21 protein-coding genes are annotated in these 16,563 nt (G+C 68.3%); 14 read left to right on the plus strand and 7 right to left on the minus strand.

What is annotated here, in order from left to right; translation table 11 throughout:
* Positions 1 to 558: 558 nt before the first annotated feature.
* Positions 559 to 930 carry a hypothetical protein gene (locus AB0C29_RS08205; protein WP_360546318.1) on the minus strand — a complete coding sequence of 124 codons (372 nt, stop codon included), beginning with the start codon at positions 928 to 930 and terminating at the stop codon, positions 559 to 561.
* Complete coding sequence (locus AB0C29_RS08210; protein ID WP_360816949.1) at positions 908 to 1,159, minus strand: hypothetical protein; 252 nt, start codon at positions 1,157 to 1,159, stop codon at positions 908 to 910. Before AB0C29_RS08210 ends, AB0C29_RS08205 begins: the two co-directional genes overlap by 23 nt.
* A 258-nt stretch (positions 1,160 to 1,417) precedes the next feature.
* Between AB0C29_RS08210 and AB0C29_RS08215 the strand changes: the two genes are divergently transcribed.
* A complete protein-coding gene (locus AB0C29_RS08215; protein WP_203768943.1) occupies positions 1,418 to 1,654 on the plus strand; it encodes a DUF397 domain-containing protein in 237 nt (78 codons plus the stop codon).
* A gap of 49 nt (positions 1,655 to 1,703) precedes the next feature.
* Here AB0C29_RS08215 and AB0C29_RS08220 read toward each other — a convergent pair whose 3' ends face one another.
* Positions 1,704 to 2,594, minus strand: a complete 891-nt coding sequence (locus tag AB0C29_RS08220) for a helix-turn-helix transcriptional regulator (RefSeq protein ID WP_360816952.1) — start codon at positions 2,592 to 2,594, stop codon at positions 1,704 to 1,706.
* Positions 2,595 to 2,907: 313 nt separating this feature from the next.
* Here AB0C29_RS08220 and AB0C29_RS08225 point away from each other — a divergent pair, with 313 nt between their 5' ends.
* Positions 2,908 to 3,234, plus strand: a complete 327-nt coding sequence (locus AB0C29_RS08225) for a hypothetical protein (RefSeq protein ID WP_360546324.1) — start codon at positions 2,908 to 2,910, stop codon at positions 3,232 to 3,234.
* Positions 3,235 to 3,428: 194 nt separating this feature from the next.
* On the opposite strand, the gene AB0C29_RS08230 is transcribed toward AB0C29_RS08225, so the two are convergent.
* Complete coding sequence (locus AB0C29_RS08230) at positions 3,429 to 3,830, minus strand: Rid family hydrolase (RefSeq protein WP_360816954.1); 402 nt, start codon at positions 3,828 to 3,830, stop codon at positions 3,429 to 3,431.
* Positions 3,827 to 4,639, minus strand: coding sequence for an NAD(P)-dependent oxidoreductase (locus AB0C29_RS08235; RefSeq protein WP_360816957.1), 813 nt, complete (start codon positions 4,637 to 4,639; stop codon positions 3,827 to 3,829). Before AB0C29_RS08235 ends, AB0C29_RS08230 begins: the two co-directional genes overlap by 4 nt.
* 79 nt (positions 4,640 to 4,718) lie before the next feature.
* Here AB0C29_RS08235 and AB0C29_RS08240 point away from each other — a divergent pair, with 79 nt between their 5' ends.
* The 7 genes from AB0C29_RS08240 to AB0C29_RS08270 all read left to right on the plus strand — a co-directional run bounded on the left by AB0C29_RS08240 (position 4,719) and on the right by AB0C29_RS08270 (position 8,100).
* Complete coding sequence (locus tag AB0C29_RS08240; RefSeq protein ID WP_360816959.1) at positions 4,719 to 5,606, plus strand: LysR family transcriptional regulator; 888 nt, start codon at positions 4,719 to 4,721, stop codon at positions 5,604 to 5,606.
* A 14-nt stretch (positions 5,607 to 5,620) separates the two neighbouring features.
* Positions 5,621 to 5,932, plus strand: a complete 312-nt coding sequence (locus AB0C29_RS08245; protein ID WP_360816962.1) for a CU044_2847 family protein — start codon at positions 5,621 to 5,623, stop codon at positions 5,930 to 5,932.
* Positions 5,929 to 6,381, plus strand: a complete 453-nt coding sequence (locus AB0C29_RS08250) for a hypothetical protein (RefSeq protein WP_360816965.1) — start codon at positions 5,929 to 5,931, stop codon at positions 6,379 to 6,381. The genes AB0C29_RS08245 and AB0C29_RS08250 overlap by 4 nt, the downstream gene beginning before the upstream one ends.
* A 124-nt stretch (positions 6,382 to 6,505) precedes the next feature.
* The gene (locus AB0C29_RS08255) at positions 6,506 to 6,856 is read left to right on the plus strand and encodes a helix-turn-helix domain-containing protein (protein WP_360816968.1); all 351 of its coding nucleotides are present in this window, start codon (positions 6,506 to 6,508) and stop codon (positions 6,854 to 6,856) included.
* Between the two features lie 67 nt (positions 6,857 to 6,923).
* A complete protein-coding gene (locus AB0C29_RS08260; protein ID WP_360816969.1) occupies positions 6,924 to 7,547 on the plus strand; it encodes a malonic semialdehyde reductase in 624 nt (207 codons plus the stop codon).
* 66 nt (positions 7,548 to 7,613) lie between these two features.
* A complete protein-coding gene (locus AB0C29_RS08265) occupies positions 7,614 to 7,907 on the plus strand; it encodes a DUF3040 domain-containing protein (RefSeq protein ID WP_360816972.1) in 294 nt (97 codons plus the stop codon).
* A 19-nt stretch (positions 7,908 to 7,926) separates the two neighbouring features.
* Positions 7,927 to 8,100 carry a hypothetical protein gene (locus AB0C29_RS08270; protein ID WP_360816975.1) on the plus strand — a complete coding sequence of 58 codons (174 nt, stop codon included), beginning with the start codon at positions 7,927 to 7,929 and terminating at the stop codon, positions 8,098 to 8,100.
* A gap of 11 nt (positions 8,101 to 8,111) precedes the next feature.
* Here the strand turns inward: AB0C29_RS08270 and AB0C29_RS08275 are convergent, their stop codons facing one another.
* Positions 8,112 to 8,948 (minus strand): phosphoribosylaminoimidazolesuccinocarboxamide synthase, encoded by an 837-nt coding sequence (locus AB0C29_RS08275; protein ID WP_360816978.1) that lies wholly within the window; start codon positions 8,946 to 8,948, stop codon positions 8,112 to 8,114.
* A 119-nt stretch (positions 8,949 to 9,067) separates the two neighbouring features.
* On the opposite strand from AB0C29_RS08275, the gene AB0C29_RS08280 reads away from it, so the two are divergent.
* The gene (locus tag AB0C29_RS08280; RefSeq protein ID WP_360816981.1) at positions 9,068 to 12,145 is read left to right on the plus strand and encodes a DUF3427 domain-containing protein; all 3,078 of its coding nucleotides are present in this window, start codon (positions 9,068 to 9,070) and stop codon (positions 12,143 to 12,145) included.
* A 44-nt stretch (positions 12,146 to 12,189) separates the two neighbouring features.
* Positions 12,190 to 13,014, plus strand: a complete 825-nt coding sequence (locus AB0C29_RS08285) for a DUF1206 domain-containing protein (RefSeq protein WP_360816984.1) — start codon at positions 12,190 to 12,192, stop codon at positions 13,012 to 13,014.
* Between the two features lie 4 nt (positions 13,015 to 13,018).
* Here the strand turns inward: AB0C29_RS08285 and AB0C29_RS08290 are convergent, their stop codons facing one another.
* Complete coding sequence (locus AB0C29_RS08290; protein ID WP_360816987.1) at positions 13,019 to 13,525, minus strand: pyridoxamine 5'-phosphate oxidase family protein; 507 nt, start codon at positions 13,523 to 13,525, stop codon at positions 13,019 to 13,021.
* Between the two features lie 82 nt (positions 13,526 to 13,607).
* Between AB0C29_RS08290 and AB0C29_RS08295 the strand changes: the two genes are divergently transcribed.
* The 3 genes from AB0C29_RS08295 (at position 13,608) to AB0C29_RS08305 (ending at position 16,401) form a co-directional block, all read left to right on the plus strand.
* The gene (locus AB0C29_RS08295; protein ID WP_360816989.1) at positions 13,608 to 14,060 is read left to right on the plus strand and encodes a helix-turn-helix domain-containing protein; all 453 of its coding nucleotides are present in this window, start codon (positions 13,608 to 13,610) and stop codon (positions 14,058 to 14,060) included.
* 147 nt (positions 14,061 to 14,207) lie between these two features.
* A complete protein-coding gene (locus AB0C29_RS08300; RefSeq protein WP_360816992.1) occupies positions 14,208 to 15,785 on the plus strand; it encodes a hypothetical protein in 1,578 nt (525 codons plus the stop codon).
* Positions 15,786 to 15,891: 106 nt separating this feature from the next.
* Complete coding sequence (locus tag AB0C29_RS08305; RefSeq protein WP_360816995.1) at positions 15,892 to 16,401, plus strand: SigE family RNA polymerase sigma factor; 510 nt, start codon at positions 15,892 to 15,894, stop codon at positions 16,399 to 16,401.
* Positions 16,402 to 16,563: the final 162 nt, after the last annotated feature.

Below are 16,563 nucleotides of genomic sequence, written 5' to 3' on the forward strand. Positions count from 1 at the left end.
TGGGCGCCCACTTCCAAGCCACCCTCGACCTCGTCGAAATGCTCGACTGGCTCCGCGCCGTACCCGACGGCCTTGATCTAAGAGACAGAACCTAGGCGGGAGCGCCCGGCGCGGCTCCACCCGAGTGGGGGAATCCGGCGCGGTCCGCCTGGGCGGGAGCACCCGGCGCGGCTTCACCCGAGCAGGGAATCCGGCGCGGTTTCGCCCAAGCGGAAGCCCGCGTCGCGCCCTGCGCGGGCGGAGGACTCGAGCGCGGCTACAGCCGGGCGGGAGTTCGGGGTTGGAGCGACAGCGGGGTTTGCGAGCGCAGCGAGCGAGCTCAGCCATGCAATCAGATGGCAGGGAGCGCAGCGACCGGTCTCGGCGGGAGCGACGTCCAGCACCACCGACTCAGGCACGACATCCAGCTCTTGACCTTGAATCTGGTCCAGATCCCAAAAGGGGCCCGGCCGAGCGATCCGGCACGGGGGAACCGGACCGCCCGGCCGGAGTCGGGCGGCGCGCCTTGCGACGCGCTCGGAGCGACACCCGTGGGCGTCGCTCGGAAGTATGAATTTGTCAGGCCCGTAGGCGGGTTCGCCTTCGTGGCGGCGGGTGCGGCAGGCGGCCGGCGCGGACCAGGACCTGGCGGCGTGATCCCTCGCGGCCGGCCTGGTCGATCACTGTGCCTTCGACTTCGAGCCAGGTGTCGCCCTCGTAGGGGATCGGCTTGCTCCACTCGACGCGGTCGACCCGGAGGGTGAGGGGGCCGATGCCGTAGCAGTAGTCGTTCTCCGCGAAGACGTGCACGGGCCAGCGCGGGACGCTCAGCTGGATGCGTCCACTGCGGATGATCGGGGCGGCCAGGGCCCAGACCTTGCGGCCGGGGGCCGTCCCGGAGCGCCGTCGGCGCGCGCAGTGGACGTGCTCAGTGACTCGCGTCGGGATCACCGCCGTCGTTCGGGTGGTGCTCGGCCTGGGGGAACCGGTCGGGGCGGGTCTGGGGGTGGCGGACGCCGCCGAAGCGGTGCGAGGCGGTGGTGGCCCGGGGCGACGCTGCTTCCGTGCCGGCGGTGAGCGGGTCGTCCCGGTAGACCAGCGCCGGGTTGCCCCGCCGGATGTCCGCGCCGTCGGCGTCGGCGTGCTCCGGTTGCTGCGGACCGGCGTTCGGGACCGTCATGCTCGTTTCCTCCCGCTCGGACGCCCCCGCCAGGGAGCCTCGCGTCGCGCAGTGCCGGAGTCGCAGAGGCGTTTCCGCGACCGAACCGTCACTCAAAGATGTCACCCTCCGTGACCCACTTTCCGTGGGGCTCGTGCGTTATCATGCTCACAATCATGTGAGAACGCAAGGCCAAATGCACGTGCATTTGCACAGCAGGTAGCCGGCGTGACACACAGAGCCGGTCCCCGGACCGGTCAAACCGTTAGGGAGCAAGTAATGACGCGCATTGTTAACGGCATGCCCGCCGGGCAGCTGGAGGGTGTGACCTGGCAGAAGAGCGGCCGGAGCAACCCCAGCGGCAACTGCGTCGAGTGCGCCGCACTCCCGGACGGCAGCGTCGCCATGCGGAACTCACGCGACCCGGAGGGTGCGGCCCTGATCTACACCCCGGCGGAGATCGAGGCGTTCCTGGGCGGGGTCCGCGACGGGGACTTCGACAACCTGCTCCGGTAGCTCACCCCTGAGGGTGATTGACACACAGTGAGGACGTCGACCCAGCGGGTCAGCCGAGCCGGCCTACCTCGTGCAGCAGCTTGCCGAGGATTTCCTGGGTGTGGCTCGGCGGCTCGGCATCGATGCAGACGCGTTCCATCGCGATCGCGTAGTGGTCGACGTCATCACGCTTCTCCAGGTAGATGGCGCTCGTGAGCTGCTCGACGTAGACCACGTCGGGCAGCTCCGGCTCCGGGAAGCGCAGGATGGCGAACGGGCCACCGGCCGCGGCGTGCCCACCGGCGTGGAACGGGATGATCTGGAGCCGGATGTTGGGCTTCTTGGCCGCCTCGATCAGCGCCTCGATCTGGGCCCGCATGACCTCGGTGCCACCGATCGGCCGGCGCAGCACGGCCTCGTCGATCACGGCCCACAGCTGGGGCGGTTCGGTGCGGTCGAGGATCTGCTGGCGCTGCCGGCGCAGCTCGACGCGGCGGTCGATCTCGTCGGCATTGGCGCCGGCGTGACCGAGCAGGATGACGGCCCGGGCGTACTCCGGCGTCTGGAGCAGGCCGGGAACGAACTGGATCTCGTAGGTGCGGATCAGCGACGCCGCGGCCTCAAGGCCCAGATAGGACTGGAACCAGGGCGGCAGGATGTCACCGAAGTGGTGCCACCAGCCGGGGTTGTTGGCCTGCCGGGCCAGACCCAGCAGCGCCTCCCGCTCGGCGTCGTTCTTGACGCCGTACATGCTGAGCAGGTCGGCGACGTCGCGCTCCTTAAAGCTAACGCGGCCGAGCTCCATCCGGCTGATCTTCGATCCCGAGGCGCGGATCTCGTAGCCCGCGTCCTCCCGGCTGATGCCCTTGCCCTCGCGCAGCCGCCTCAGCTGGGCACCGAGCAGGATGCGCAGCACGGTAGGACCGCTGTTCAGCGGCTCCTCCTGCGTACCCGCGCCCACCTGACTCCTCAACGATCGTCTCCGGGATGCAAGTTGCACCCTCTTCGCCCCAGAGCATCCTAAGGGGGAGATCGTCCGGCCGGAAACCGATCGATCGGCCACCCCATCGCCGCGCACGAGTCAGATGCACGTGCAGACGGCCTTGCGGACGCACTGGATCCCGAGCATGATATCTGACAGGCGGTTGCTTGGGTGCTGACAGTGCGTACTGAAAAGTATGTCCTTTTTCAGGTTCAGCGCCTGAGATGAGCGCCTGGTGTTCCTGACGACGTGTCCGCCCGACGAACGAGTCCCGGAAACAGGAGGCTCTCGAATGTCGACCCCGTCCATAGCCCCACCCCAGCGAGACCCGGCGGATGTCGCGCCGGCCGACAGTTACCACAAGGCCGACCCGGTCTGGGTCTACCGCGACGGCTGGCGGGCCGGCGTGATCGAGGCCGCCTCCCCGCGCGCGGTCACCGTGACCTACCGGCCGGGATCCCACCGGGGCACAGGAGTCGACACGTTCACGGCGTCCTATGTGACCTCTCGGGCTGACGAGGACCCCGCGCTCGACCGGCGGGCCAGCGGGCCGCTCATGACCCGGCGTCCCCGGATCGGCACCGACGGCGCGGCAGCGATGGGCGGCCTGGCCTCGTGACCGGAGCCATTGCGCTCGCCGCGGTGATAGGGCTGGCTAGTTTGCTGGCCGGCGTCGCCCTGGGGTGGTACCTGCGCCGGAGCAATGACTGGTGCGCCCATTGTGGTGACCAGTTGAGCTGTGAAGGTTGCGGCAGCAAGGCGGCGTGGCCCAAGCCTCGTGAAGCCGAGCTGAGCCTGCGCCCCGGCCCCTGATCAGCTCGCTGCGGTGACCTCGACCTCGAGGACCGCGCCGGGTAGGAAGAGGCGGTTCACCTCGACCGTCGTGCTCGCCGGCGGTTTGCCGGGAAATACCTTCCGCCGGACGACCGCGTAGTCGCCCAGCTGGGAGAAGTCGGTCAGGAACGTGCGCACGTGCAGCACGTCGCCGAAGCCCGCGCCGTGCGCGGCCAGCAGACCCCCGATGATCTCGAAGATCCGCTCGGCCTGTGCCGTCATGTTCCCCGGAGCCATCACCGCGCCGGAGTCGTCCACGGCCACCTGACCGGAGAGCACCAGCAGCGCGCCGCCTCCACCGAGTTCAAGCCGCGCCACGTGGGCGAAGCGGTCGCCGAACGGCGCGGCAACGGATTCCGGGTTGTTGAGCGTCACCTTCACGGCCTCGCCTCCGAAACGCCCGCAGCCTCCGGAACGCTCGCCGCTCCCGGAACGATCGCGGCGAGATCGGCGGACTGGTCGGGAGCCTCCCGCAGCACCGCGGCCGCCGCCCGCACCATGGGCGGAGAAGTAAAGCCCGACACCAGATCCAGATCCTTGGCCGCAAGAGCAATAGGAAAAGCCGCACCAGCCGCAGTCGCACGAACCACCGCACCACCGAGAGCGCCCCGCGAAGCCACCGACAACGCCGTCCCCGCATCCACCCCGACGGCCCGAGCGACAGCAACCGTGTCGGCCAGCGCCGCAAGCCCGGTAACCAGCGCGGTGTTGGCGACCAGCTTCAACGCCGCCCCACTGCCAAGAGCACCGCAGCGATGCACAGTGCCCAACGACTCCAGCACAGACAACGCTCGCTCGACGTCCCCACCCGCCAGCACGTTCAACTGCCCTGATTCGGCCGCCGCGACGCTGCCCAGCACAGGCGAGTCCACCAACGTGACGCCGTCGGGCACTCGCAGCGCGCGTACCGCCTCCGGCCCGATGGTCGACATCTCGACCAGCACACTCCCGGGCCGCAGATCCGCGGCCTCCACAACCTCTTGAACGGCCGCTGCGTCGGTCAGCATCGTGATGACAACCTCCGCCTCGGGGACGGCCGGCGTCGGCGCGGCGAGACCTCCGGCCGCCACCAGCGGTGCCGTCTTCTCCGCCGTACGGTTCCAAACGGTCACCCGGTGACCCACCTCAAGCAACCGGCGCGCGATAGCAGCGCCCATCCGCCCGGTGCCAAGAACAGCGATCGATGCCATGCCCCGACGCTAACCAGGCACCAGCCATGCCACCAACGAATGTTCCGCATTCGAGCCATGCGCAACTAGCATGTCGGCAGTGCAGACCCAGAGCCTCGAAGTCTTCGTCGCGGTCGCCCGCGGTAAGTCCTTCACCCGCGCCGCGCGCTCCCTCGGCTACACCCAATCGGCCGTGTCCCGGCAGATCGCCGTCCTGGAGAAGGACCTCGGGGCCGACCTCTTCGACCGGCTACCGCGCGGCGTCGAACTGACCGAACAGGGCCGCGCCCTGCTCCCGCACGCCGAGGCGATGCTCGACCGGCTGCACACGGCGCAGCGCGACCTGGACTCGCTGCGCGACATCGGCGGCGGCCGGCTGCGCGTCGGCGCCTTCCCCACGGCGGTGGCCGCTCTGGTGCCCCGGGCCCTGGCCGCATTTCGTACGGCGTACCCGCAAGCGGAACTGTCCCTCGTGGAGGGCCTGACTCCCCACCTCCTGGACCGGCTCGCAGCGGGTGAGGCCGACCTGGCCGTCGTCAGTGCGCCGCCGGACCGTCCGCTGGACGCGACCCGCTTCGACCTGCACCACCTGCTCGACGAACAGCTCCTGGTCGCGGTGCCGCCCGGGCACCCGCTGGCCGACCGGCACACCGTGCGGCTGGCGGATCTCGCCGGTGATCCGTTCATCGCCGGTTCCGCGACCGCCGAGGAGACTCTGCTGCGGGCGACTCTGCCGAGCGGTTTCCGCCCCCGGATCGACATCGTGGCGGCCGAGTGGACGGGCAAGCTCGGCTGCGTCGCGGCGGGGCTCGGGGTGGCGCTCGTCCCGGCGCTCGCGGTCCGCGCCACCCCGGCTGACCTGGTCCTGCTCCGGCTGCACCCGGACGACGCCTCGGCCCGCCGGATCTTCGCCGCCACGGCACGCCGGCCGACGCCCACCGTTGTCCACATGCTCTCGCTCCTGCGACAGATCGCCGCGACCGTCTAAGGCAGGATGTGTCCGTGGCTGCGTACATGGACCTGCCGATCGACGGCGACGAGACCATCCGGGTGGAGATCAGCAACCAGGGCCTGGTGCGCGCCGGCGCCGGCGACCTCATCGGTACGGCGACCGAGCGCCTCGACGAAGCAGTCGGTCAGGTCGTCCGGATGGGCCGCAAGGTCATCCAGCAGGCCCGCGCGGTGACGGACGCCCCGGAGGCGGTCGAGCTGGAGCTGGGCCTGAAGCTGACCGCCAAGACGGGCTTCGTCATCGCCGAGTCCAGCGGCGAGGCGCATGTGAAGGTCATCCTCAAGTGGACGGTGGGTGCTTGACCACCTTTCTGCTTATCTGGGACGCCAGCGAGACCGGTTACCCGCCAGCCAACCTGGCCGCGGACATCGCCGCCACGGCTGCGGGGCAGGTCGTCGCGGGCCGGTGGACGTTCGGGTCCCGCCGGGGTGGCACAGCGCCGGGCGACCGGGTCTTTCTGCTGCGGCAGCGGGCCGACCGCGGCATCGTCGCCAGCGGGACCCTGACGGACGGGGTGATCTTCCCGGCCGGGCACTGGCAGGGGCAGCCTGGGAAGAGCACCTTCTACGCCGAGGTGTTGTGGGACCGGGTGCTGCCGGTCGCCGACCGGTTGCCGTTCGAAGAGCTGCTGCACGACGTGCCCGGTCACGATTGGCGGCACATCTACGGCTCGGGGCAGCAGGTGCGGCCGCCGGCGGATGTGGCTCTGCAACGGCGGTGGGACGAACATCTGGCCGACCTGCGACGGTGATGGCCCGGATTCGGTAGCAGCCGGGACCACGGGCCGGCGGGTCACGCAAGCCGGCCCACCCCCGGCCCGCTGCCGGCCGGCTCAGCTGATCCGGCCGCTGTACTGGCGATGTTACGTTTGGCTGGTGACAGCGGTCCCGGAGCAGATGCCGGTCGACGCGGGGCAGTGCGCCCGCAGCGACGTGGCCCTGACCCGCGCCTTCCAGTTCCTCGGCAAGCGCTGGAACGCCGCCGTCCTCGGCAGCCTCGCCGCCGGCCCGGCCGGCTTCCGGGAGCTGTCCCGCAGCATCGAGGGCATCAGCGACTCGATGCTCGCCAACCGGCTGGTCTCGCTGACCGAGGCCGGGCTCATCACCCGTACGGTCGCGGTCGGGCCGCCGATAACTGTGGCTTATGCGCTGACCGAGCGGGGCCGCGCGTTGATGCCGGCGCTGGAGCAGATCTCCCGCTGGGCACGCGAGCACCTGCCCGCCTGATTATTCCCGCTGTCTTGAGCCTCACCTTTGTGGCACTTCACGACGCCTAGCTACTAGCTTTTTAGGAGTGAATACTACTTCCGTAGCCACTGAGCGCCGCCGGTCCCGTCTCGACGAGGCCGGACGCGCTTTGCTTTTCACCGAGGCCCGCACGGCCAACACCTTCGCGGACACCCCGGTCACCGACGAGGAGCTGGCCGCGGTGTGGGAGCTGGCCAAGTGGCCGCCGACCGCCGCCAACACCCAGCCGCTGCGGGTGCTCTACGTGCGGACGCCGGAGGCGAAGGAACGGCTGGTCGCCCACATGAATGAGGGCAACCGGGCCAAGACCGCGTCCGCGCCGGTCACCGCCGTCCTGGCCGTCGACACCGACTTCCACGAGCATGTGCCCGAGGTCTTTCCGATCAACCCGGCCCTGAAGGACGTCCTGGCGGACGCCCCGGAGATGCGCGACGGGATGGGGCGATTCAGCGCCGGGCTGCAGATCGGCTACTTCCTGCTTGCGGTACGGGCGGAAGGCCTCGTCGCCGGCCCGATGGCAGGCTTCGACAGCGAGGCGATCGACAAGGACTTCTTCCCCGACGGGCGCTTCAAGTCGCTGCTCGTGGTGAACATCGGCCACCCCGGCGAGAACCCGTGGTTCCCGCGCCTGCCGCGGCTCTCCCACGACAACACAGTGGTCTGGGCCTGACGCGTTTCGGCCCGTCCGGGCTGGGTAGCTGAGATCGTCGGCTCCCCGCGGCGGAGGTGGTCCACGGTGCGCGATCCCGCATTCGAGGCAATCGTGGCGCGGTTGTGCGCCGACGACCCGGAGTTCACCGGCCGGATGAAGAAGCTCGGCGGCCCACCCTCAAAGAGGCGGGTGGGCTTAGCCGTACTCCTGTGGGCGATCGCACCGGTGTGCGTCGTTCTCGGCGGGTGGACCGGACTGCTGATTGCCGTGATCTCGGTGGCGTACGGCTCGTACCTGAAATGGTCCGCGTCGATGTTCGCCGCGGCCGGATCGCACGAGTCCCTCCCGCGGCGCCGCCGTCCGGGCGCTTCGCTCTGACCGACCTGGAGGCAACGCCATGACCGACCCGGCAACCGAGGCAGACCGTCCGGCGACCAAGGAGGAAGCCGCGGCGATCGTCCGCGACGACCCGGCCCTGCGCACAGCCACGGACACAGCCGACGACGACGCGGCCACGGACGACGACGCGCGCACCGCCGACTCGGCCCCGACCGGCGAATCCCGGGACTGACCGGCTGACGCTCAGCGCCAGCGGTCGCCGGTCAGCCGCTCGTACACCTCGACGTACCGGTTGCGGGTGGCCTCGACGACCTCGTCGGGGATCTCCGGCCCGGGGTCGGTCCGGTCCCACCCGGTCAACGACGAGGACCAGTCCCGCAGGAACTGCTTGTCGAGATACCGCTGGGTGCCACCGGGCTGCCACTCGTCAGCGGCCCAGAAACGCGACGAGTCGGGCGTCAGCAGCTCGTCACCGAGCTTAAGCACACCCCCGGAGAACCCGAGCTCAAGCTTGGTGTCGGCAATGATGATCCCCTTGCCGGCGGCAACCTCGGACCCCCGCCGGTAGACCTCAAGAGTGATCCGCCGCAACTCCGCAGCGACGTCGGCGCCGACCGAATCCTCGACATCCGCGTACGTGATGAACTCGTCGTGCCCCTCGCCCGGAGCGACCTTGGTGGTCGGGGTGAAGATCGGCTCGGGCAGCTTCGACCCCTCGATGAGCCCGGGCACGAGCTCAACCCCGGAGACGGCGCCACTCTTCTCGTACTCCTTGAGCCCGGACCCCGCAAGATAACCGCGAGCAATGCACTCAACCATGACCATCTCGAGCCGCTCGCACCGCACAGCGCGACCGGCCCACTCGGCGGGCACGTCGGTGGCGGAGATGATGTGGTTGGGCACCACGTCGGAAAGCTGGTCGAACCACCAGAGCGAAAGCTGCGTGAGAATCTTCCCCTTGTCGGGGACGGCGGTGGGCAGGACCACGTCGTAGATCGAAATCCGATCGGAAGCGACGAGAAGAATGTCGTCGCCATCGGCGTAGACATCCCGAACCTTCCCCGAGTGCAACAGCTCCACAAGTTCCCCTTAGCCGCGCCGGACGCCAACACAGGCCACGCTATCTGACCGGGCATCCAGAGGCTGATGACGGCCATGCACTACCGGACGACGTCGGACCCGCACGCTATGTTGCCGGCGTGACGGACCTCAGCGAAGGCGCGTATGAGCACCTCATCACGCACGCCATCGAGCAGCAGCTGGCCGCGATGGACCTCGATCTGGTCGATCGAGCCAGCCTCGACCCGGCTGATTCTCACCAGTTATTGAGCCGGCACATCACCGCCTTGGCTGAGCGCGCTCTCAAGTCGGTGCCGGGACAGGGCGCTGCGCGGCTGTCGGCGCAGCTCGAACTCGTCAACCACATCACCGAGGCCATCAGGGCGGCCGCAGCGCCGCGAGTGGTCCAGCCCGGTGACTTTCTGCGCCAGCCGGCAGAGCTTCTCACCGCCATCGTGCCCCGACCGGCTGCGCCCGCAGAGGTGACGTTTCCGGCCCGCCCCGAGACGCCGTTGGCCTCCGGTGCGCTGCTCACGAATGGTCGCGGCCAGCCTCGCATCGGTACCGAGGTCAACAAGGAGATGGCTTCCGCCGATGAAGTGCAGTTGCTTTGCGCCTTCATCAAGTGGCATGGCGTACGCCTGTTGCAGGACGCCGTCCGCGAGCTCACCGCCCGCGGCGGACGGCTGCGCATCATCACGACGACGTACATGGGGGCTACCGAGCAGCGAGCGCTCGACAAACTTGCCGAACTTGGTGCTGAGATCCGGATTTCTTACGAGACTCGCACCACCAGGCTGCACGCCAAGTCGTGGATGTTTCTGCGCCACAGCGGCGCCAGCACCGCGTACGTCGGTTCGTCGAATCTCTCCAAGAGTGCGCTGATCGACGGCCTGGAGTGGAACGTTCGCCTTTCGCAGCTGGAGCAGGAGGCGGTCGTGGAGACCATCCGCGCCACCTTCGTGGAGTACTGGAACGACCCGGCTTTCGAGCCCTACGACCCGCGAAACCCCGAGGACCGCGAACGCCTCAGCACAGCGCTCGCCACGGCTTCCGGTCCGAAGCCGGGCGACCTACCGATCGACATCACGAGCATCGACGTTCGCCCGTACCCGTATCAGCAAGAAATCCTGGAAAGGCTCGACGCCGAACGCTTGGTGCACGGGCGCACCAACAACCTCGTAGTCATGGCCACGGGCACCGGCAAGACAGTGGTTGCTGGGCTGGACTATCGGCGGCTGCGCCAACAGGGGATCGATTCCCTGCTGTTCGTGGCGCATCAGGAGCGAATCCTCCAGCAGAGCCGGTCGGTCTTCCGCCAAGTCCTTCGCGACGGGACCTTCGGTGAATTGCTCGTGGGTGGCGAACGCCCGAAGGAGTGGCGGCACGTCTTCGCGTCGGTGCAGTCCCTACACAACATCGCGGACGAACTCGCGGCGGACAGCTTCGACATGGTCATCGTGGACGAGTTCCATCACGCCGAGGCCGCCACCTATCGGCGTCTGTTGGACAAGCTCAACCCCAAGATTCTGCTCGGGATGACAGCCACGCCGGAGCGGGCGGATGGGCGGGACATCCTGCATCGCTTTAATGGCCGGACGGCCGTGGAGTTGCGGTTGTGGGAGGCGCTGGAACGCCAGTTGCTCGCCCCGTTTCAGTACTTCGGGGTGCACGACGAGGTGAACCTCGCCGGCGTTCGGTGGCGGCGAGGCCGGGGCTACGACATCAGCGAGCTTGAGAACGTCTACACCGGCGACGACGCGCGGGCACGGCTCGTCGTCGAGGCAGTCCGCAAGACGGTGGACGTGAGTCGCATGCGGGGAATCGGCTTCTGCGTCAGCATCAAGCACGCAAACTTCATGGCCGAGCGATTCAACAAGGTCGGCATCCCAGCCCTTGCCCTGCACTCACAGGTAGACGGCGGCCAGCAGCGGGAGGCGGTACGCCAGCTCGAACGCGGTCAGTTGAGCATGCTCTTCACGGTTGATCTCTTCAATGAGGGAGTTGACCTGCCCGCGGTCGACACCATCCTCATGTTGCGGCCAACCGAAAGCGCGACCATCTTTCTGCAGCAGCTTGGACGCGGCCTCAGGCTGTCGGACGGGAAGCCCTGCCTGACTGTGCTCGACTTCATCGGCGGCCAGCACGGCGAGTTTCGCTTTGACCTTCGGTACCGCGCGCTGACCGGGGCCACGCGCCGCTCTCTGGCCCACGACGTGGAGCACGATTTCCCGACGCTGCCGGCCGGTTGCCATATCGAACTCGATCGGGTGGCCAAGAAAATTGTGCTGGACAACATCCGAGCGGCCCTGCGGCTGCAACGCAAGGAACTGGTGGCCGAGCTCCGGCGGCTGGCGGACGTCTCCCTCGGAGAATTCCTGGAAGAGACCGGCTTCGAGATTGAAGACCTGTATCGCCGCAAGCAAGGTCGCGGCTGGACCGGGCTTCGCGAGGAGGCGGGCCTGCAGAGCGCGGCCACCAGTGACGATCTGCTGCTCAGCACCGCGATCGGCCGGATGCTGCACACCGATGATCCTGATCGTCTCCGGGCCATTCGCGCAGTTGCCGATGGTCGTCCGATTGCAGGACGGCTTGGCGCAATGCTGAGTCAGGCTCTCTTCGGCAACCCGCATGAAGACGTGGCCCAGCGCTTGGCGGCCTTCCCGCAGCGGCGCACTGAGCTACGCCAGGTCGCCGACGTGCTGGAGGCCAGGATCGATCGGGTTACCTTCCCCGTTGATCAAACGGGCGCCAATCCGCTGCGCATCCACGCTCGCTACTCGCGCAACGAGATCGGCGCGGCCTTCGGCATGGCGGATCCGGCGAACATCCGTGAAGGCGTCAAGTGGTTGCCGAACGAGAACGCGGACATCTTCTTCGTCACCCTGAGAAAGACGGAGCAGCACTACTCGCCGACCACCATGTACCAGGACCGCGCGATCACGGACACCCTGTTCCAGTGGGAGTCACAGAGCACGACCTCATCGACGTCCACCACCGGTACGCGTTACATCACCCACGCCGGCAAATCGAGCGTGCACCTGTTCGTCCGCGAGGTGAAGGACGCGGACGGAGACCTCGGCGTATCGCCCTACCTGTACGCCGGCCCGATGACCTACGTCTCGCATACCGGTGACCGCCCCATGCGCATCCAGTGGCGTCTGGATCATCCCCTGCCCGCCGACATCTTCCACGCCGCCCGCGTCATCGCCGCCTGAGCGCCAACGTTTGGAAAATTGGCGTACAGGTCAATGGCACGTCCATGTCCTCCCTTCCCACGCAGGCCCGTGGCGCAGCTTCGCGTACCGCCAACAGCAGCTGGCTGGAGCATCTGACCCGTGGCGGGCTGGTGGGGTACGGCATCATCCACCTGCTCTTCGCCTGGCTCATCCTCCAGATCGCCTTCGACGGCTCCGGCACCGACGGCGACCAGTCCGGCGCCCTGCACCGCCTGGCCGAGAAGCCGTTCGGCACGTTCCTCATCGTGGTCATCGTCATCGGCCTCATCGCCATGACGCTCTGGCAGCTTCTTGAGGCCGCCATCGGCCATCGCGCCGAGCGGGGCCGGCATCGCCTGTACGAGCGCATCGTCTCGGCCGGCCGCGCCCTGTTCTATGCCTACTTCGCCTTCACCGGCGTCAAGGTGCTCCGGGGCAAGAAGGCCTCGAGCGCCGACACTCAGCAGAAGGCCAGCGAGGATCTGATGGCTTCGACCGGCGGCCGGATCACGGTGGGTCTCGCCGGCATCGTGGTCGCCGCGATCGGTGTCGGGCTGGTGATCTACGGGGTGCGGAAGAAGTTCGAGAAGCACCTCAAGATGAGCCAGATGACCGCGAAAATGCGCCGGCTCAGCGAGCGGCTCGGCGTCGCCGGCTACGCCGCCAAGGGCACCGCGTACGGGATTGCCGGTGTCCTGTTCTTGATCGCGGCCGTGCAGTACGACTCGGACAAGGCCCGCGGCCTCGACGCGACCCTGAACGTGCTGTCCGAGCAGAGCTACGGTCCGTGGCTGCTGGCCCTGACCGCGCTCGGCATCGCCGCGTACGGTCTGTTCTCGATCGTGCAGGCCCGCTACCGCAAGGTCTGATCCGTCAGCCGAGGACCCCGCCCAGCACGCTCGGCAGCCGCGTCGTGAAGTCCACCAGCCCGACCCACGTCGGCCGTACCACGATCCTGGCCTGCCGGGTGCCCGGCTGGTCCATCTGGGCCAGCATCGGCTCCGCGCCGTCGCCGAGGTAGCGGCGGGCCGCCGCCGCATACTCCTCGGCCAGCCCGTCGACCTCGGTGATCTCCGCAAGACCGCGAATGGTCAGGCACCGCGGCGGCGCGTCCTCGGTGTCGATGGTCAAGGCCACTGCCGGCTTTGCCCGGAGGGCGGCGACCCTGGCCGCCGGGTGGCGGATCCCGGCGTTCGGCCCTCCCGTGTACGTGACCATGACGATCTCCCGGCCGTTCCAGTGGAACCAGGTCGGCACCACCCGCGGCGTGCCGTCCGGCCACACGAATCCCAGGCGCGCGGGGATTCGTGAGGTCAGCAGTTCCCGGGCCAGCGGCGTCTCCAGCAGTCCGAGGTGACCTTGCGGCAGAGTTCCGGTCATCGTGCGCCTCCCGAGTGAGTTCCTTCGGGGAACTTAACAGACTTAGTTCCCTGAAGGAACCCAGTGGAGCTAACCTGGGCCGATGCAGCGCACCCAGTTCGGCGAGATGGCGTGTTCGATCGCCCGCACCCTGGACGTCATCGGCGAGCCCTGGTCGCCGCTGATCCTGCGGGACGTATGGGTCGGCATCCGCCGCTTCGACGAGATCCAGGCCGACCTCGGCATCTCCCGCAAGGTGCTGACCGAACGGCTCAAGCTGCTCGTCGAAGCCGGCGTGCTGGCCCGGCAGCAGTATTCGGAACGGCCCGCCCGCAGCGAGTACGTGCTGACTCCGAAGGGCACCGAGCTCGTCGACCTGCTCATGGTCATGGTCAAGTGGGGCGACCGGTGGACGGCCGGCGAGGCGGGACCACCGGTGCTGTACCGGCATCACGCGTGCGGCGAGCTCGCGCACGTGGAGCTGCACTGCTCGGCGTGCGAGCAGCCGATGTCGGCCGACACCATCGACCTGCTGCCCGGGCCGGGGCAAAGGTAGCGACGAGGTTCGATCCACTGTGGTCGGTGCCGGCCCTCGAAGGGACAACGCGACGGGCGCCGCTGTGGCATGATCACCGGCACCTCTTCTCGATGTCGGGCCGGACGTACGGCCGACGTCACCCCTCCAACCAAGGGGAAAGTCACAGTGCTCCCAATCTTCAGCCGTGCCCGTCTCGGGCGATATCTGGCCGTCTCCGCCGTCGTTCCCGCCCTGGTGCTCAGCACCGGCGGCGCCGCCGTCGCAGCGACCAACACGCTCACCCTCACCGTGCTGAACCGCTCCGGTGCCAAGGTCTCGGTCTCCGCCACCGTGGTCAACCTGGCCAGCAGCTCGCAGTACACGGTTCGCAGCAACAAGAAGAAGAAGCTGCCCAAGGGCAGTTACGCCGTGCTCACCTCGATCACCAGCGGCAGCACGACCACGCTCGGCGGCCGTACGGTCAAGGTCTCCGGATCCGCCAAGCTGACCGTCGACGCCCGCCAGGGCCGCCGGGTCAACCTCGCGGTGAGCCCGGCGCCGGCCGGCCTCTCCCGCAACCTCAGCGCCCGGATCTGCACGAAGACCAGCGCGAGCTACAACGTCGAGGCGTACGGCGACAGCGTGTACGTCATCCCGACCACCTCCAAGAAGATCGCCTTCGCCGCGCTCGGCACGTGGAGCGACAGCTCCGCGCTGGCGGACGCGTACGCGGTCGTGCACCAGACGACCGGCGTACCGAAGAAGCCGACCCGGACGCTGAAGCGCTCCTCGTTCGGCACGGTCTCCGTGGTCTCCAACCTCGGCCCGGCCGGCTCGAACAACACCGATGTGGCGGTGCAGCCGATCAAGCGCGGGTGCGCCGACGACATGTACAGCGGCCTGTGGTCCACCGACCGGCCGAGCCGCGCAAAGCTGAAGCTGACGCCCGGTGCCTGGCACATCCGGTCCGGCACGTCGGCGACCACCAGGAACGGCGAGAGCTGGAACATCGGCTCGTACTTCGCCGAGCGCAAGGTCGCCACCGGCAAGTCGTCCACGGTCCGCTTCTACAACGCCGCCTGGGGTCCGAGCACCCAGCTGCCGACCACCCTGTACGGCCGGATCTCGTTCATGATGAACGAGATGTTCACCGACCCCGCCTTCACCCGCAACGACACCGGCGGCGAGGGCGGCGACAAGGCCACGGCGACCCTGTCCTTCAAGGGCAAGACGGTCAAGACGAAGAAGGACCGGGGCTGGGAGCCCGACATGACGGTCCTGGACTACAAGGTGAAGAAGGCCGGCTGGTACACGCTCACCAACACGGCCACCCGGTACTACCCGGAGATCAGGTACCCGGCCGGCATGCTCTCCACCAAGAGCGTGGTCAGCTACCGCTTCTACACCAAGCCGAAGAGCAACGCGCTGGCCGAGGTCAACTCCGTCACGATGGTGCCGACCGGGCTGAACGGCTGGAACAAGGCCGGCGGCAAAACCACGAACGTCGCGCTGAAGCTGAACCGCTACACCCAGGACCCGGACGCCAAGCGCGGCAAGAACCCCAAGTTCAAGTCGCTGAGCGTGAAGATGTCGCCGGACGGCGGCAAGACCTGGCGCACGGTCAAGGTCAAGAAGATCAAGGGCGTCTGGACCGCCGTTGTCCCGAACCCGGCCTCGGGCGCGGTGTCACTGCGGGCGCGGGCCACGTACAAGAGCGGCGGCTACACGGACGTGACGATCTATCGCGCGTACGGCATCGCCTGAATGCACGACTGTAGCTGGGCATCCCGAAAGGGGTGCCCAGCTTTCGTTTCCAGAAAGTTCGCCACTGTGACAACCGACCAGGCCGCTGAGGTGTCCTAAGTCCGTGATGAGATGGGCAGCACCGGATCACTTCGCCGAATTCGTGCGCAGCAGACACGCCGCGCTGTTGCGTTACGCGTACCTGCTGTCCGGCGATGCCCACCTGGCCCAGGACCTGGTGCAGGACGCTCTCGAACGCACCGGCATCGCCTGGCGGCGCATCGAGCGGCAGGGCGACCCGGAGGGCTACCTGCGCCGGATCATCACCAACCGGTATCTGAACCGGGTCCGCTCGCTGCGCCGGGAACGCCTGGTCGGTGACACCCCCGACGTCGGCGTGACCGGCGTCGAGCCTTCCGACGACTCCCTGTTCCGGCTGCTCGACTGCCTGCCACGCCAGCAGCGCGCGGTCATGGTGATGCGCTACTACCTGGACCAGTCCGAGGCTCAGATCGCCGAAACCCTCGGCTGCTCACCCGGAACAGTGAAGAGCAATGCGTCGCGGGCGCTCACCCGGCTGCGCCGCGAGCTCACCTCCGATGCCCACCTGCGACCGGTAGAAGAAGGTACCCGATGAGAATCGACCCGCAGACGATCGAATCGGACCTGCGCGCCGCGATGCAGGCCGTACCGTCGCCGGTCACCGCTGTGCCCGACCCGGTGGCCCGGGTCGAGGCCGGCATCACCGGCCGCCGACGCCGCCGACTGCTGGCGGTCAGCGCCGCGGCAACGCTGGTCG

It is taken from the genome of Actinoplanes sp. NPDC048791, assembly GCF_040650095.1.
GTDB lineage: Bacteria > Actinomycetota > Actinomycetes > Mycobacteriales > Micromonosporaceae > Actinoplanes.

Coding starts and splice junctions, on each gene's coding strand:
- AB0C29_RS08210 (WP_360816949.1), bottom strand. CDS start 1,159: ATGACGGTCCCGAACGCCGGTCCGCAGCAACCGGAGCACGCCGACGCC.
- AB0C29_RS08215 (WP_203768943.1), top strand. CDS start 1,418: ATGACGCGCATTGTTAACGGCATGCCCGCCGGGCAGCTGGAGGGTGTG.
- AB0C29_RS08225 (WP_360546324.1), top strand. CDS start 2,908: ATGTCGACCCCGTCCATAGCCCCACCCCAGCGAGACCCGGCGGATGTC.
- AB0C29_RS08235 (WP_360816957.1), bottom strand. CDS start 4,639: ATGGCATCGATCGCTGTTCTTGGCACCGGGCGGATGGGCGCTGCTATC.
- AB0C29_RS08270 (WP_360816975.1), top strand. CDS start 7,927: ATGACCGACCCGGCAACCGAGGCAGACCGTCCGGCGACCAAGGAGGAA.
- AB0C29_RS08285 (WP_360816984.1), top strand. CDS start 12,190: ATGTCCTCCCTTCCCACGCAGGCCCGTGGCGCAGCTTCGCGTACCGCC.
- AB0C29_RS08290 (WP_360816987.1), bottom strand. CDS start 13,525: ATGACCGGAACTCTGCCGCAAGGTCACCTCGGACTGCTGGAGACGCCG.
- AB0C29_RS08295 (WP_360816989.1), top strand. CDS start 13,608: ATGCAGCGCACCCAGTTCGGCGAGATGGCGTGTTCGATCGCCCGCACC.
- AB0C29_RS08305 (WP_360816995.1), top strand. CDS start 15,892: ATGAGATGGGCAGCACCGGATCACTTCGCCGAATTCGTGCGCAGCAGA.